Raw genomic sequence first — 16,002 nt, 5'->3', positions numbered from 1 at the left:
TCGATGGCATTTTAGCACAAGCTATGGAACTATCATGTGAAAATAATCACTTAAATCATAAATAAATTTACTTCTGAAGTATATCAAATTTTAAGATAGTTGAATAGCTTTTTAAAAAGACTTTTATGTGACAAAAGTTGAGTTATTCTGCATGGTTTCATGCAATTGCAGGTGCAGCCCCTGCACAGCCTGGAGATTCAGCCAAAAGTCATGGGGGTAATAGTTCACAAGCAATTATAAGCTTTCGCCAGACATTAAATAGACAACTAAGGAGATGAGCTTGTAGTGGATAACAATGTGATCAAAGGTAAATGGCTGCAGATTAAAGGTGAAGCCAAGAAGCAATGGGGCAAGCTGACAGATGACGATCTGGATATCATCGACGGTGAAAAAGACAAGCTGGTAGGCAAGCTGCAGGAGCGTTACGGCCATTCCAAGGATGAAGCCGAAGCAGAGTACCATAAATGGGAGTCCTCCCACCGCAGCTAATCAGAAGGATAATTTAAAGCGTAGAACATATAAATTCTTATATTTCAAGGAAAAAGCGCAAATCGTATCTGATTTGCGCTTTTTTGCTGTCCCCCGGACATTCCGCAGCCATCACTCTCATACATATACATATGCAATAGCCCTCACGCTTCATGTTTTTCATTCCTCCAGTATGATACTATAAATATTATTGTGAACTTATTTTCGCTGCAGGAGTGAAGCCATGGAATATGTCAAAATCTTTTTTGTGAATACAGCTTTACTAATCACTCTGTCGTATCTGGCGAATCTAATATACAAGTACACTGTAACCCACGCATCCGAGCCTGTAAAAAGAGTAAGCTGGGTGCTGCTCGCGGTCTTTGCAGGGTGGATCAGTACCTTTTTCGGCTACAGACTGCATGAGCATGTCATTTTTGACCTGCGGTATGTACCGCTGATCATCTCTACACTGGCTTACCCCCAGCCCTTGGTCCTGATTATCATCGGAATCGCAACCGGGCTTACGCGCCTGACCTTTGGAGTGAACGAGGCAGCGCTGGTAGGCGTGCTGAATCTGACTATCCTGGGCTTTGTCTGTGCCGCGCTAAGCGTATGGATGAAGCGTTCGTCTTCGTCGGTGATGTATAAGGGAATTGCTACTATTCTGGTAGTCAATGTAGTGAATGTGCTGAATATCGCCGTATTTGGGGTCATTCCCACACATGATTACATAACGAAGATTCTGCCGGTTACCTTTCCCGCAGGCCTTGTCCTCAGTGCGTTGTTCGCGCTGATTATCCGCGATTTCCATCTGGACCTGATGCGTACAGGACAGATCATTAGAGCGAATAAGCTGTTGTCCGAGCAGACGGAGGAGCTGCATAAGAATAAAATTGTGCTCGAGGAAAGAGCCAAGCAGCTCATGCTAGCCTCACAGTTCAAATCGGAGTTCCTGGCGAACATGTCCCATGAACTAAGAACCCCGCTGAACAGCATTATCAACCTGTCTCAGATGATTGAAGAAGGCGATGAGTCCCTGAGTGCGGAGGAGCTTGCTGAATATGGCGGGATCATTCACCGTTCCGGGGAGGATCTCCTGTCGCTCATCAATGATATTCTCGATCTGTCCAAGGTGGAGGCAGGGAAGCTGGATATTATTATAGAGGATTTAAATACCAGCGAGGTCCCTGATCTGCTCGTCCAGCAGTTCGGCGTCTTAGCCAGACAGAAGCAGCTCACCTTCAGTGTCTCCCTGGACGAAGGGGTGCCTGCGGTAATCTACACGGACCCCCAGCGGGTGCAGCAGATTCTGCGCAATCTGCTCTCGAATGCGTTCAAGTTCACGATGACTGGCGGGGTCACTATGAATATCCGTGTGGTGGAACGTCAGGAGGGGGCTGCTGCACAGAAGTGGATAGCTTTTGAGGTGCAGGATACCGGAATCGGCATTCCCCCGGAGAAGCATGATCTGATCTTCGAGGCCTTTGAACAGGCGGATATCAATGTCAGCCGCAAGTATGGCGGTACGGGGCTGGGTCTGTCTATCAGCAATGATCTGGCCAGGCTCCTGGGCGGCTTCATTACCCTGCATAGCCGCGAAGGCCAGGGCAGTATATTCTCCTTACATTTACCACTGCATTCAGGCGCGTCCGTATAATCCCCGCAGCTCCAACTTTATTTGTGATTTCGGTGTATTGACAGGAACCTGGTGCTGAGTAGAATGAAGCAAAAGCCGCATCAAAGGAGAGTCAACACCCCATGAACATCATGAGAAACCGGCCGCTGCGGAACCGTTCCAAGGATTTGCGCAAGGCCTCCGTACACCGCAAGAATCTGCAGATCGCTACCTTTGAGGGGATACCATCCACCATATTCCAGGTGCTGCTGCAAGGCCAATTTCTTACAGGATTTTTGTTATACCTGGGTGCCAGCTCCAGTCAGATCGGATTTGTCCTCGCGCTTACTACGCTGGTGAACGTCGCACAGATCGGTGTGGCTTTCCTGATTCAGAGGCTGCCGAGCCGCAAGTGGGCGCTCGTGACTTTTATTGGCTTACACCGGCTGTTGTGGGGATCTACGGGCCTGGTTCCGTTTATTTTTCCGCAAGAGCACTGGGTTACTGCCTTCATCGTACTATATACCATTGCCTTCATTGCCAACACTGCCGGCGGTGTGCTCTGGAATTCGGTCATCAGTGACCTGGTGCCTGCAAGGGTCCGGGGCCGGTATTTCGGTATTCGCAATACGTTCCTTAATGCGCTGGGAAGCCTGGTGATGTACGGAGGCGGTATTATTCTTGACCGTTATCCGGGCGGACACGGATTCCTTATCCTGTATATTGTAGTGTGGATTTTCTCGATCTCGAATATTGTGGTGTTCTTCTTCTACCCGGATGTGCCGTTTGAGAAATCGGAAGAGAAGGACTTCCTGCCGATGCTCAGGAAGCCGCTTCAGGACAAGATGTTCATGAAATCCACGCTGTTCCTGTCTGCTTGGCTGCTGCTGCAGAACCTGACCGTGCCGCTGTATTCCTATGTCATGCTGCAGCTGCTGAATATCAATTATGAGAAGCTGTCCCTGCTGAATGTCGCGCAGACGGTCTTCATGATGGCCAGCTTCTATGTATGGGGCAATCTGAACGCCAGGCACAGCAACAAGAAGCTGCTGCTGTGGACGCTGCCGATTATCGCGGTCTCTTCCCTAATCTGGGGACTCTTGTCTGTGCTGCCGATGCTTCCGGTATTATTTGCGGCCCATATTGTGTTCGGCGTGGGTGTGGGAGGCTTCAACCAGCTCGCCTTCAACTTCATTATTGGCGATACGCCGAAGCGCGAACGGCCGATGTATATGGCGATGTATGCGGCGCTTACCGGTCTGGCAGCCTTCTTCGGCCCGCTGCTGGGCGGCCGTATCTATGAATGGATTAAGGAATGGCCCCAGTGGATGCAGATCTACGGCATGCAGTTAGTGGTAGGCGTGCTGATGATTCTGCTGGCACTGCTGCTGGGCCGCCGTATTCTGCGGGATGAATAAGGAGGAATAGAAGGAGGCTATTTCGGTGACAAGAATTGCACTGGTACTGGGAGCTACAGGGCTGGTCGGCAGTGCGCTGACCCGGGACCTGCTGGGCGGGAATTGGGACGAGGTCCGTGTTCTGGTCCGCCGTCCTTTTGCCCTTGAGCATCCGAAGCTGAGACAGATTCAAGTGGATTGGGACCGGCTTGAGCAATACAGCGAGCAATTCGCCGGTGTATATGCAGTATTCTGCTGCCTGGGAACGACGATTAAGCAGGCGGGCTCGCAGGAGCAGTTCGAACGGGTGGACCTGGAGTATCCGCTTGCGGCTGCGGCCCTGGCCAAAGAGCATAATGTGAAGCAGTTCCTGGCCGTGTCCTCTATGGGAGCCAGCGCCAAATCGCGCACCTTCTATAGCCGGACCAAGGGGCGGACGGAGGAGGGCCTGATTGCTGCCGGATTCCACGGCCTGCATCTGTTCCGGCCTTCGCTGCTGCTCGGTGACCGGGCAGAATTCAGGCTGGGTGAACGCACCGCAGCTGTGGTTATGAAGGCGCTGGATTTCGCGATGGTCGGCAAGGCTGCGAAGTTCCGGGCCATTCCGGCTGCAACGGTAGCGCGGGCGATGATGAACATTGCCCTGGCCGATACAGGCGGCGTTCATATCTACACCAATGAGGTCATACATGTGATCGGCAAGCATTAGAGGGGCAGCAGGGTTTGCAAACCGCAGACCCCAGGACTTACAATAAACATACGATTAGAATGTACATAGCGGTCTACAGGCCGCGTACAGCATGCAGGAGGCGTTCACTATGACCAAAAAACAAGTAGCTACAAAGAAAGCTCCAGGAGCGATCGGCCCTTACAGCCAGGCCATTGTTGCCGGCAACTGGGTCTACACTTCAGGCCAGCTGGGAATGGACCCGGAGACGGCGGAACTGCCGGGCAGTGTGCAGGAGCAGGCACGCCAGTCGCTTAACAATGTGAAGGCCATCCTGGAAGAGGCCGGAGCATCAATGGATCAGGTAGTGAAGACAACCGTGTATCTGAAGGATATGAATGATTTCGCGGCGGTTAACGAGGTGTACAGCACCTTCTTCACCGAGCCTTACCCGGCCCGCAGTGCCGTTGAGGTAGCCCGTCTGCCGAAGGATGCGCTGGTCGAGATCGAAGTGGTAGCACGCAAGAAATAAGCCAGACCGGATGCATCCGGTCGAGGTAGGTTACAGGGAAATCCCCCGCACGTCAATCAGGCGTGCGGGGGATTTTGCGTGCATATATAAGCATATCTACATAGATTGAACTTGAATCAAAACTTCTCTGGAGTCACGGCTAATCCCAAAATAGAAAACCATTAGTTCAATTTATTTAGTATCTGCTGCGGGAACGGCGCGGAGTCAGCAGCAGCCAGATACTGTAGAGCAAGAGAAGGCCTGCTGCAATCAGGCCGGTGAAATACACCTCATTCGTGTCCTTATGCTCGATAGCAATGGCGATATAGGCCCAGACGAAGACGAGCGGATAGATGCTGTCCCGGTACGGGAAGCTTACCAGCACAGCCAGCACAGCACCGACGCAGAGCATGATGACGGCCCAGAACGGGCCGCTGAGTCCGAAGCCGCCCCAGTCGTTCTTCACCAGCACAACGCTGACATTGACGATGGTGGCTACCGAGATCCAGCCGAGGTAGAGGCTGAACGGCAGTTTCACGAGCCATTTCTCGCCTGTCGTGGGATCTGCGATGAAGCAGGTTTTGCGGTAAATGACGATCAGGGAGATCAGCAGAAGCACCATCGCCACCAGCGACAGCTCAATGTACAGGTAATGCCAGAGGAGCAGCCAGCCCATATTGAAGAGACAGCTGAGCATGAACCAAATCCCGATCCGCTGGACGGAATCCCTGCCCCCGGTATCGCTGCGGAACTGATAAATAATGAATCCGGCCAGCAGCAGATAGATCAGGGACCAGATGGAAAAAGCATATCCGGCCGGTGTGAGGTACGTATGATACCTGTCCGAGATTTCGGCGGTGCTGTTCCCGCCAAGCGGCAGGACGACCGAAAGGGTATTGACGGCAATAACGCCGAGGAAGAGCAGTAAATTCCCCCACTTATAAGGATTAGTTCTAGTCATATGACCACTCCCTAACTTGTTTGATAACTACGTTTTGGCCTTGGCCTATATAGAATATACCCGCTGTGGCGGCAATTCAGACTAATCCGGCAAAAAAAATGACCAATTGGTCATAAGAATCGCGGATAGTATTCCTTAGGCCCGGGGTAATATGTAGTCAAGAAGTAGATCAGCAAGCAGCGAAGGGAGAGAAGATTCATGGAGAGCAGTGAGGCGATACGCCCCGAGAAGATGGGGCCGATGGTGATGAAGGAGACCTGGAACACGCCGGGCAGCGTGGTGTCCTGGGAACGCTCCGAGAACATCTACATCGTCCGGGGGGAATGCGCCGGGATGGCTTTTATCTTCCTGAGCGATGATATGTTCCGGATGAAGGTCTTCCATAGCAAGGTACCTGACCTGACCACCTCGGAGGCTGTGCTGAAGGAGTGCTGTATTCCGCATCTGTTTCCGGTAGAGGAGACGGAGGAGCAGCTCATTTTTTCTACAGGCGCTATCCGGCTGATTATTGAGAAGGCCTCGTTTCTGCTCCGTGTGGAGAATACATCCGGGAAGGTGATCATGCAGCAGAATCTGGCGAGCTGGAACCCGCGCGGCGCAAGCCATGCGGAATATGATATGCAGCCGGACTCGCATTTCTACGGACTGGGTGAGAAATCGAGCTTCCTGGACAAACGCGGGGAGCGTTATACGAACTGGAACACCGATGTGTTCGCCCCTCATCTGCCGGAGATTGAAGCGCTCTATGAGTCGATACCGCTCATTATCCACATGCACGGTGACCTCTCCTACGGGCTGTTTCTGGATAATACGGGCCGGAGTGATTTTGACATGCGCTCGCACGGCGTTGCTTTTACCATTGGCTGTTCTACGGGAGCTTACGATATCTATTTCATTAATGGGCCCGAGATGAAGGATGTCGTCCGAAGATACACCACGCTCACCGGCCGGATCGCACTTCCGCCCAAGTGGGCGCTCGGTTATCACCAGTCCCGCTACAGTTACATGAATCAGCAGGAGGTGCTGCAGCTGGCCAAGACATTCCGTGAGAAGAACATCCCATGCGATGTGATCTATCTGGATATCCACTATATGGATGAGTACCGCGTATTCACCTTCGACCCTGTCAACTTCCCTGATCCGCAGAAAATGATCTCGGAGCTTGCGGAGCTGGGTGTGCGCATTGTCCCGATTGTAGATCCCGGCGTCAAAAAAGACCCCAAATACGAGGTGTATAAGCAAGGGGTGCTGGAGAAGCATTTCTGCCGCCGCCTGGAGGGCGATATTTTCTTCGGTGAGGTGTGGCCGGGGATCAGTGCCTTTCCTGATTTCAGCGACAGCCGGACCGCCGAGTGGTGGGGAGATCTGCACAAATACTACACAGAGCTTGGCATTCAGGGCATCTGGAACGATATGAACGAGCCTGCGGTCTTCAATGAGACCAAGACGATGGATCTTGATGTGATGCATTTCAACAACGGGCGGCCGGTGACGCATGAGGAATACCATAACCTGTACGGGATGATGATGTCCAAAGCGACCTATGAAGGGCTGGCCGAGCATATGGGGGGTGAGCGTCCCTTTGTGCTGACCCGTGCCGGGTATGCGGGCATCCAGCGCTATGCAGCCGTATGGACCGGCGATAACCGCAGCTTCTGGGAGCACATGGCGATGGCGATGCCGATGGTGCTCAACATGGGGCTGTCCGGGCTGGCCTTCTCGGGGCCGGATATCGGCGGGTTCGCCCATCATACGTCGGCGCAGCTGCTGGTGCGGTGGACGCAGATGGGCGTCTTTTTCCCATACTGCCGCAATCACTCCTCCATCGGGACGCTGCGCCAGGAGCCGTGGTCCTTCGGGGAAGAGGTGGAAGGGATTCTGCGTGAATTCATCGGACTGAGGTACCGCTGGATGCCGCATTTGTATAATCTTTTTCATGAGGCGGAGAAGAGTGGTCTGCCTGTCATCCGTCCGCTGGTGCTCGAATATCCGCGTGATCCGCATGTCAGTAACCTGTGCGACCAGTTCCTGCTGGGTGAAAATGTGCTGATTGCCCCGGTCTACCGCCCGGATACGGATCACCGCTCTGTCTATCTGCCGGAAGGCCGCTGGCTGGATTATTGGGACGGAGAGATTCACGAAGGCGGACGGCATATTCTTGCGGCTGCACCGCTGCACATCATGCCGATGTATGTGAAGGCGGGCAGCTTCGTGGCTGAAGGCCCGCTGAGACAGTATGCGCTGGAGGACACGGAGGAGACGATCATCTTCCACCTCTACGGGGCGGAAGCGGCTGCGGGCTTCTCTTCGTCCTTCAAGCTGTATGAGGATGACGGCCACAGCTTCAGCTACCGCAAGGGGCAGTATACGGAGCTTGCCGTGCAGGCCGAAGGCGGGGGAGGTCTGCTTGCACTGAAGTGGGCGTATGCGGTGCATGATTATAAGCCGCGCCGGGAGACGCTCCGCTTCGCGCTCTGCTATCCGTTCTTCACTGTCGCTGCGGTGGAGGGACTGGCAGAGATTAGCCTGGAGCAGCTGAATGAGGGGGCACTGGGCTGGGCCCGGAACGGCAAGAACGGCGCGATCATCGTTCAGGTAGCGGATGCTGCCGGGGGCGGGGAGCTGCGGATTCTGGCAGGTACGGATTAGAGGGCAGGTAGCTGTAGCCCGTAAGATTTTGGTAGTCCAGCACGAGTTGCTGCACAGGATTTCAAGACCGGCTAGCCTGGAGAGGGCGGGCCGGTTCTTTCTGCTGCAACGCTATCTGGACAGTAATCGCCTGATCTGAACAACAATCTGCTGAAAATCACAGAAAATGTGCAGAAAAGTTTTTAAATATAGGCTTTTTCGTATAAGATGAAGGGATGAAGAAAAAGTTGCAGCAGACAACGTAACAGGAAGGCTGTACGGCTAGAGCTATTGCTGCCGGTGCAGCTTCATAATATATTTCTCGCGCAGCAGGAGGCAGTCTTCCGGATTGGAAGGGCTGCTCTTGCTGTTTGCTCACAAGAATGGAGATTAACCAACAATGATTAAGCATCTGTATGCAATATGGTTAGGGGACGTATTATTCTGCTTCTCGGGCGAAACCTCCGAGCCGAAGGTGGACGCATGGACACGCGTAATCAAACGGCTGGAGCTCCGCAGCGGCTGGCGTCCTTTTGCGGGTGCTGCACTGCGGCTGGCGGAAGTGAAGTATCCTGCGGCCGCCGCCGTGGAGGGCAAACCGGCGCGGCGCGGACTGCCCGGACGCACGCTGGAAGGGCTGGCGCTGTCGCCGAAGGATGCCTTCGAGCTGCTGCTGGCCTGGGATGAGCAGGCGAGCCGTGCCCAGGGCATTGAACCCGGGGGGGAGCTGCGCTACTGGTCGGCAGCCGCCCGCTTCGCGCTGGAGCTGATGGGCAAGGGCGGGATTGTGCCCGGCGCCCAGCCGCCGCGCAAGGTCGGTTCGCGGTGGCGCGGCGGCGAACAGGCCGCTGCCGTATGCTGGTCACCGGCGTTCCGGGAAGAGGCGGATAAGGAGTTCTTCCTGCAGATGGCGGCTTCCATGCCGGTGCTTGCACTTGGCACACACGTAGCTGAGGAAGGCGACTTGTCCTCGCGGGAGGAAGCGGGCGGGTATGTGCTGTATTCCTTCCTGCAGGCGGTCATGACCGCCGAGATCAAGAATGTGGTTGCCGTCCATGAGAGCGTGCTGTCGCCGTATAAGGCCAATTACCGCCGCGGCTATTCTCCGCTGACGGAGCTGTGGTGGAACAGTCTGCTCACGGGCAGCCGGGATATCCCCGTGCAGGGGACTCCGGCTGAGGTAACGGAGCTGCTGGCAGTGGTGAACGAGACGGCGGGCCATGAGGTGCCGCATTTCGAGACTGAGGAGGCCCGCAGCGGACAGCTAAGCCTGGGCCTGCGGCTGGAGCCTCCGGCGGAGGAGAGCGAGCTGTGGCAGCTGACCTTCTGGGCGGAGAGCCGGGAGGAGGGGGAATTCTGGATTCCGGCGGAAGCGGTGTGGAGCAGCCGGGAGCGGGAATTCACCCTATGGGGCAAGCGTTACCGCAATATTCAGCAGCAGCTTCTGGCTGCGCTGGGACGGGCGGCGAAGAGTTCGCCGGACATCCGGCGCTCGCTGGCTGAACCGGCCCCGCGCGGGATTGAGCTGCCGCCGGAGCGGCTGTATTTCTTTCTGAAGGAGAGCGTGCAGCAGCTGCGGGAACGGGGAATTACCGTGCAGATGCCTTCGCGCTGGAGCCGGGAGGGACGGCGGCGGATCGGCATGAGAATGAAGATGCAGCCCCCGGCGGGTGCAGCGGATGGCCCGGTGCAGTCTGCGCTGGGCATGGAAGAGCTGATCTCTTTCCGTATTGAAGCCTCTCTGGGAGATTCAGACATCACAGAGGAGGAACTGAATGCCCTGGTGGAAGCAGGCGTGCCATTTGTGCGCTTCCGGGGAGAATGGATTGAAGTGGACCCGAAGGAAGTCCGTCAGGTCCTGAGATATATTAAGCGTGGTGAGAGCGGAGAGATGACCGCAGCCGACTGGATGCGCCTGGAGGCTGAAGATGGTGAAGAGCGGCTGTGGAAGGGCATGTCGGTTACCGGCATGGAGACCTCTGGCCTGCTGGCCTCCCTCATGCACGGCGATGTGCTGCGCGGGATGCCGCTGCGTCCGGTGCCGGAGGATCTGAACGGAACGCTGCGGCCATATCAGGAGCGGGGTTATCAGTGGCTTACGGCACTCAGCAATCTCGGCTTCGGCGTCTGCCTGGCTGATGACATGGGCCTCGGCAAAACCGTGCAGGTCATCACCTGCCTGCTCGACCGGGCGCTGAATGCCCCGCCGGGCGAGAAGCAGGAGCCTGTGCTGATCCTCTGCCCGACCTCGCTGCTGGGCAACTGGCAGCGGGAATTGCAGCGCTTCGCCCCTTCCCTTAGCTTGCATATTCACCATGGAGGGCGGCGGGTGCGCGGCGAAGGATTCAGGGAACTGGCGGCCAGCCATGAGATTGTGCTAACTACCTACCATCTGGCAGGCCGGGACAGCGAGGATCTGGCCGGGGTACGCTGGTCCACGGTTGTGCTGGATGAAGCGCAATACATCAAGAATCACCGCACCAAGCAGGCGCAGAGCGTCATGAAGCTGAGCGCGCCGCACCGGATCGCAATGACCGGGACTCCGGTGGAGAACCGGCTGGGCGAGCTGTGGTCGATTTTTCATTTTCTCAACCCAGGTTATCTGGGGACGTATCATTCCTTCCGCCAGCGTTATGTGTCGGGAGAGGGCGGCGAACGGCTGCGTGAGCTGCACCGGCTGGTCTCGCCCTTCCTGCTGCGGCGTCTCAAGAGTGACCCGGATATCTCGAAGGATCTGCCGGAGAAGCTTGAGCTGAAGTCCTATTGTCCGCTTACGGAGACCCAGGCCGCGCTGTATCAGGGGGTTGTGGATGAGATGCTAGGCGTCATCGGCGAGCGTTCGGGCGTGGCCCGGCGGGGACTGGTGCTGTCTTCCCTGACCAAGCTGAAGCAGATCTGCGATCATCCCCAGCTGTTCCGCAAGGACGAGGGGCGGAGCCTGCGCAGTGAGCCTTCGGGTAAAATGGACGTCATGTTCGAGTTGCTCGACAGCATCTCCGAGCTTGGCGAATCCGCGCTGATCTTCACCCAGTATGTGGCGATGGGCGAACTGCTGGTCAGCCGGCTGGCCAGACGATACGGGCAGACGCCGCTGTTCCTGCATGGCGGCATCTCGAAGCGTGAGCGCGACGAGATGGTGCATGCTTTTCAAGAGGGGGACGGTCCGGCCTTCTTCGTTCTGTCGCTTAAGGCGGGAGGCGTAGGCCTCAATCTGACACGGGCGAATCATGTGCTGCACTATGACCGCTGGTGGAACCCGGCTGTAGAGAATCAGGCGACGGACCGCGCCTTCCGGATTGGACAACATAAGAATGTACAGGTGCATAAGCTGATCTGCCAGGGAACGCTGGAGGAGCGGATCGACGAGCTGATTGAACGCAAAAAAAGCCTGTCCGAGCAGGTCGTCGGCTCCGGTGAGAACTGGTTAACCGAGATGTCCAACCATGAGCTCAAAGAGCTGATTGAACTCCAGGGACAGGACTGGATGTAAACAGGGCAATACATTGTAAGGCAGAAGGAGGCAACATCTATGAATGAGCTGCTGGAGCTGCGGCTGGAGGTGCTGCCCGGGGTCATTAAGGCCACCGGGAGTGTGGGGCCTGCTGCTGAAGGAGCAGACAGACGCAGCAGCAAAGCCGGAGCAGAGATAGAGAAGCAAGGGGAACAGGGCCAGCGGGCGGAGCCGGTGCGGCAAGGAGAGCGGGCGGAGAAAAAGCAGCTGGTGCAGGGAGAACGGGTGGAGAATAAGCAACTGGTGCAGCAAGGGCAAAAAGAGCGGGTGGAAGCAGTGCCGCAGGTACGGCAAGGACAGCAGGCGCCACTACCGCAGGTGCAGAGGGAGGCTGTTACTCTGCGTATTCCGCAGTGGACACCCGCCAGGAAGAATGAAGTGCTGCATCAGCTCGCTGCGCATCCGGGCGAATTGTATGATCTGCTGCAGGGTAGCCTGAATGGCGGGCTTGCTGCACTGGAGCTGCTGCCTGTAGATGACGAGCTGAGGCTGGCTGCAGAGGAACAGGGCACGGGTCTGTTGCCTGCTGATGAGCTGGTGCAGCGGGTCCGGCAGCAGCTGACCCAGGAGCCGCTGCTTGCGTTCGCCCTACGCGGACTGTCCAAGGAAGAGCTGCTCTCCGGCGTATTCGCCTTGTGGGCGGAGCAGGAGAACGAGCGGAGCACTGAAGAAGACGCGCCTGCGTCTGTGTCGCTCGCGTCCGAGCTGGCCCGGCTGGAGCGCAAGGGTCCGGCCGTATCCTCTGGAGAGTGGCTGGCTGAGGCAGCGGCTGAAGGCTCTCTGCACCAGCCGGGGCCGCTGTTTCACGAGATCTCCTCACGTCCGTTTCCGGCTATGCCTGAGGTAATGGAGCCGGAGGAGGATTGGAGCGCACTCCTGCCACAGACACCCAAGGCGCGTGAAGGGCTTGCGCTGCTGATGCGCCGGGTCTCGGAAGCTGCTGCGAAGCGCGCGGCGGGCTTGAATAAGCTGTAGCTGCGCGGGTTCGTGAGATGGGACTTGAGTAAACTGGAGGAGCACGGATAGGTGTGATGGAAATGAATGAGCTATAGCTGCGCGGGTTCGTGAGATGGGGCTTGAGTAAGCTCCGGGTTGCATGGATAGGTGTGGTGGGATTGAATGAGCTATAGGCTACATTGTTTATGCGGCGACTGAAACTGCTCTTTAAGTAATATAGAGGGTAAACTAGGCCAACTGGTGGAAATGGATCGGATGTCGGGCTCGAATGTAGGAGTTGTTCTACCAAGTAACATTAGTTTTGAGAGCAGTGCGCCGGGTAGGTTGCGAGGTGGCTGCACGGGATTAAAGTGGATAAATCCCTCTGGTTCAGCCAGAAGTCGGCGTGCGGAGTGGGAATGAGGAGCAGAAGTGCCCCTGAATTGGCCCAAACCGGGCGGGAGGTGGGAATGAGGAGCAGAAGTGCCCCTGAATTGGCCCAAACGGGGCGGTAGGCGGGAATGAGGGGCAGAAGTGCCCCTGAATTGGCCCGAACCGTGCGGGAGGCGGGAATGAGGGGCAGAAGTGCCCCTGAATTGGCCCAAACGGGGCGGTAGGCGGGAATGAGGAGCAGAAGTGCCCCTGAATTGGCCCAAACGGGGCGGGAGGCGGGAATGAGGAGCAGAAGAAGGGGCAGAAGTTCCCCTCATTCCCTCCCCGATCTCCACAAAGCAGCCAACAAATACAAAAGAGGAGCACACAAGTGCCCCTCTAGTAGCCGGATAAAGGCCTAGCTGCGGCCAGTTCACCCTAAGTTTATGTGTGTTCTGTGCTGCGCAATTAAGACTCGTTGCCGCCGCTGCCTTCTGACAGCTCCAGGATCTCCCGGCGCAGGCGGAGCATCTTCTGGTCCAGCTCATCGGCAGCACGGGCGGCTTCCTTCAGCTCCTCGGCCACATGGGAGGGCAGCTGTTTGTCGAATTTATAGTAGAGAATATGCTCCATGCTGGCCCAGAAATCCATGGCTAACGTACGCAGCTGCATTTCTGCCTTCACCCAGCGGGTGCCATCAAGCAGTACCAGCGGTATAGCCACGATAAGGTGCAGGCTCTGGTAGCCGTTCGGCTTCGGGTGGGCAATATAATCCTTAATCTCAAGCACACGGATATCCTCGCGGGCGCACAGGTGGTCCACCAGCCGGTAGATATCCTTCACGAAGGCGCAGACAATCCGCATCCCCGCAATATCATGGATGTGCTGTTCCATATTATCCAGGTTAAGCTCATAGCCCTTACGCTGCATTTTTTGCACAATGCTCTTCGGTTCTTTGATCCGGCACTTCACATGCTCAATAGGGCTGAAGCCGTCACGTACCTGCCACTCGGTCCGGATGATATCGATTTTATTCTCAAGCTCATTCAGAGCATGACGGTACAGCGCCGGCAAAGCCTTGGAATTCTCAACCTGCTTGGCAAAATCCTCGTTAATCTGCCACTTCTGCATATCCTTCACATGGACCTGCAACTTGTTCAATGTTACTTGTGTACTATCATATTCTTCCACTGAAACTCTCCCGGTTTTCGTTATTTGTGACTGTAGACCATGAATGGATGACTACGGCAATCTTATACAGCGCTAGCTGCGGTTCTGATTCTATTTTAACCGATGTACAGCCCCGGAAGCAAAATAAAACCGTAACCCTGACCGAAGAGAAACATTCTTCCCTCCGGCGCGTATTAGCTCAGTATAGGCTTTAGGCCGTCCTTATGGTGCAGCTCCGTTCATCCTTATTTGTTGGTGGGAGAGCCTGTGCCGTAGCCTTCATCCTGATAGCCTGTATTCTCCAGCTTCTGCAGGACGTTCAAGCCTTCGATCTGAAGGCGGGTCTCGTCAGTGCCATGGTCGTGCAGATACTGGAACAGGCGGATGGTGGTGTCATCGAACTGCTCTGCGGCATCATCATGATCGGCTGACTTGTAGGGAACCAGAGCACGCCGGAAGGCGTAGTCATCCCCGCTGGCCAGATCGGCCAGAAGATCCTGAAGCACAGTCAACCCGTCACTGGACAGCAGAACCTCGTACTCACTGGAGTCGCCTCTCTCTTCCTGAATCAGACCGTGATTCACAGAGACGAAATATCGGTTAAGGTTATCGTCAGGCACAATTCATCCCTCCATCATTCGATAATGTACGGGTACGCAGGAACGGATCCAGCAGAAGGCAATATGTATGATTGCTTCTTCCGCAGCATACTCATTCCAATAAGAACGCTAACCGCCTCTACTTGGTATTTACCACATGACGACAAATAATGAATCTGCCGTGGACTTTTGGTATGATAGAATCACGTTTCCGCTGCTGCGTGGGGCGGCAATCGGAATGTAAGGATATACGCGGCTGCGAATCAGCCTATTCTCACTCTGGAGAAGGAGGAACTACAATGAATTTACTGCAACGCATTAAAGACGGTGCCAGCCGGGTGAGTGAAAAAGCGCAAAGCTCGGTGGAAGTGAGCAAGCTGAATGGGCAGATTTCGGATATTGAGCATGAGATGCAGGTTGAATTTCTGAAAATGGGGAAGCTGTTCTACGAGGGATATCGTTCAAGGGATATGTCGGTGGCTGAAGGCCAGATGATCGAGCTTGCGCGGGGCTGTAACAAGCTGCAGGAGCAGATCGAGGACGTACGCTCAAGAATTGCCGAATTGAGAAATGAACGCTTGTGTGCCTGCGGTCAGATCGTAGGGCTGGATGCCAATTTCTGTCCGCATTGCGGACGTAAGCTGGAAGCACGCAAGCCGGAAGATAAGGAGATTTCACTGCGTAAAGAGACGTCTTCGGCGGCTGCCGCTACCGCAGCACCGCCTGTGGTTACCGTACATACGGTGCTGGAGCATGAAGATGAGGAAGACCAGTACTACGGTGAGGAAGAGCTGACCGAAGCGGAACGGGAGCTGGCCAGAAGACCCGAAGCGCGAGTACAGTATGCGGAGGTGCTGCCTGAACTGGAAGAAGAGGCAGAGCTGGAGGATGCGGACCGGATAGCTTCAGGTTCTGACCGGAGCCGCCGGGAGGCAGATGAACTGGAACGGGAACGGGAGCGGCAACTGGAGCTGGACCGCCGGATCAGGGACTGGAAGGCAAGTGAGCCAGCCGAAGAGCGGGTAGCCGGAGACGCGGATACACGGGAGATTGTGAATTGCCAGATCTGCCGCGCCGATCTGCCGAAGGGCTCCATGTGGTGCCCGCGCTGCGGCTCGGAGCAAATATAGACAGTGTAGTACTGACAGCTTAGGGGGACAACAT

General features: G+C 55.7%; 12 protein-coding genes. 9 read left to right on the top strand and 3 right to left on the bottom strand.

The features are described 5' to 3' along the window. Positions 1–285: 285 nt before the first annotated feature. The 5 genes from J2Z70_RS23705 to J2Z70_RS23685 all read left to right on the top strand — a co-directional run bounded on the left by J2Z70_RS23705 (position 286) and on the right by J2Z70_RS23685 (position 4,682). Positions 286–489: a CsbD family protein gene (locus J2Z70_RS23705; protein WP_036695255.1), complete on the top strand. Its 204-nt coding sequence runs from the start codon at positions 286–288 to the stop codon at positions 487–489. Between the two features lie 223 nt (positions 490–712). After that, positions 713–2,128, top strand: a complete 1,416-nt coding sequence (locus J2Z70_RS23700) for an ATP-binding protein (protein WP_209877276.1) — start codon at positions 713–715, stop codon at positions 2,126–2,128. 101 nt (positions 2,129–2,229) lie between these two features. Beyond that, entirely contained in the window at positions 2,230–3,504 is a 1,275-nt protein-coding gene (locus tag J2Z70_RS23695; protein ID WP_209877274.1) for an MFS transporter, read from the top strand. A gap of 25 nt (positions 3,505–3,529) precedes the next feature. Further along, positions 3,530–4,192, top strand: coding sequence for an oxidoreductase (locus J2Z70_RS23690; protein WP_209877272.1), 663 nt, complete (start codon positions 3,530–3,532; stop codon positions 4,190–4,192). 109 nt (positions 4,193–4,301) lie between these two features. Continuing rightward, on the top strand, positions 4,302–4,682 hold the full coding sequence (locus J2Z70_RS23685; RefSeq protein ID WP_209877270.1) for a RidA family protein: 381 nt from the start codon (positions 4,302–4,304) through the stop codon (positions 4,680–4,682). A 175-nt stretch (positions 4,683–4,857) separates the two neighbouring features. On the opposite strand, the gene J2Z70_RS23680 is transcribed toward J2Z70_RS23685, so the two are convergent. Beyond that, complete coding sequence (locus J2Z70_RS23680) at positions 4,858–5,622, bottom strand: TspO/MBR family protein (RefSeq protein WP_209877268.1); 765 nt, start codon at positions 5,620–5,622, stop codon at positions 4,858–4,860. 198 nt (positions 5,623–5,820) lie between these two features. Here J2Z70_RS23680 and J2Z70_RS23675 point away from each other — a divergent pair, with 198 nt between their 5' ends. The 3 genes from J2Z70_RS23675 to J2Z70_RS23665 all read left to right on the top strand — a co-directional run bounded on the left by J2Z70_RS23675 (position 5,821) and on the right by J2Z70_RS23665 (position 12,736). Further along, on the top strand, positions 5,821–8,271 hold the full coding sequence (locus J2Z70_RS23675) for a glycoside hydrolase family 31 protein (RefSeq protein WP_209877266.1): 2,451 nt from the start codon (positions 5,821–5,823) through the stop codon (positions 8,269–8,271). A gap of 379 nt (positions 8,272–8,650) precedes the next feature. Continuing rightward, complete coding sequence (locus J2Z70_RS23670) at positions 8,651–11,740, top strand: DEAD/DEAH box helicase (protein ID WP_209877264.1); 3,090 nt, start codon at positions 8,651–8,653, stop codon at positions 11,738–11,740. Positions 11,741–11,779: 39 nt separating this feature from the next. After that, a complete protein-coding gene (locus tag J2Z70_RS23665) occupies positions 11,780–12,736 on the top strand; it encodes a hypothetical protein (RefSeq protein ID WP_209877262.1) in 957 nt (318 codons plus the stop codon). Between the two features lie 801 nt (positions 12,737–13,537). On the opposite strand, the gene J2Z70_RS23660 is transcribed toward J2Z70_RS23665, so the two are convergent. Both J2Z70_RS23660 and J2Z70_RS23655 read right to left on the bottom strand, forming a co-directional pair. After that, complete coding sequence (locus J2Z70_RS23660) at positions 13,538–14,200, bottom strand: GTP pyrophosphokinase (protein ID WP_209877416.1); 663 nt, start codon at positions 14,198–14,200, stop codon at positions 13,538–13,540. A gap of 284 nt (positions 14,201–14,484) precedes the next feature. Beyond that, positions 14,485–14,859 carry a hypothetical protein gene (locus J2Z70_RS23655; RefSeq protein ID WP_036722142.1) on the bottom strand — a complete coding sequence of 125 codons (375 nt, stop codon included), beginning with the start codon at positions 14,857–14,859 and terminating at the stop codon, positions 14,485–14,487. A gap of 278 nt (positions 14,860–15,137) precedes the next feature. Here J2Z70_RS23655 and J2Z70_RS23650 point away from each other — a divergent pair, with 278 nt between their 5' ends. Continuing rightward, positions 15,138–15,968 carry a zinc ribbon domain-containing protein gene (locus J2Z70_RS23650; protein ID WP_209877260.1) on the top strand — a complete coding sequence of 277 codons (831 nt, stop codon included), beginning with the start codon at positions 15,138–15,140 and terminating at the stop codon, positions 15,966–15,968. Positions 15,969–16,002 lie beyond the last annotated feature (34 nt).

Source organism: Paenibacillus silagei, assembly GCF_017874735.1.
GTDB classification, from domain to species: Bacteria; Bacillota; Bacilli; order Paenibacillales; family Paenibacillaceae; genus Paenibacillus_AQ; species Paenibacillus_AQ silagei.
Note: the sequence above shows the minus strand (reverse complement) of the source record. Positions and strands in the feature narration are given on the sequence as shown.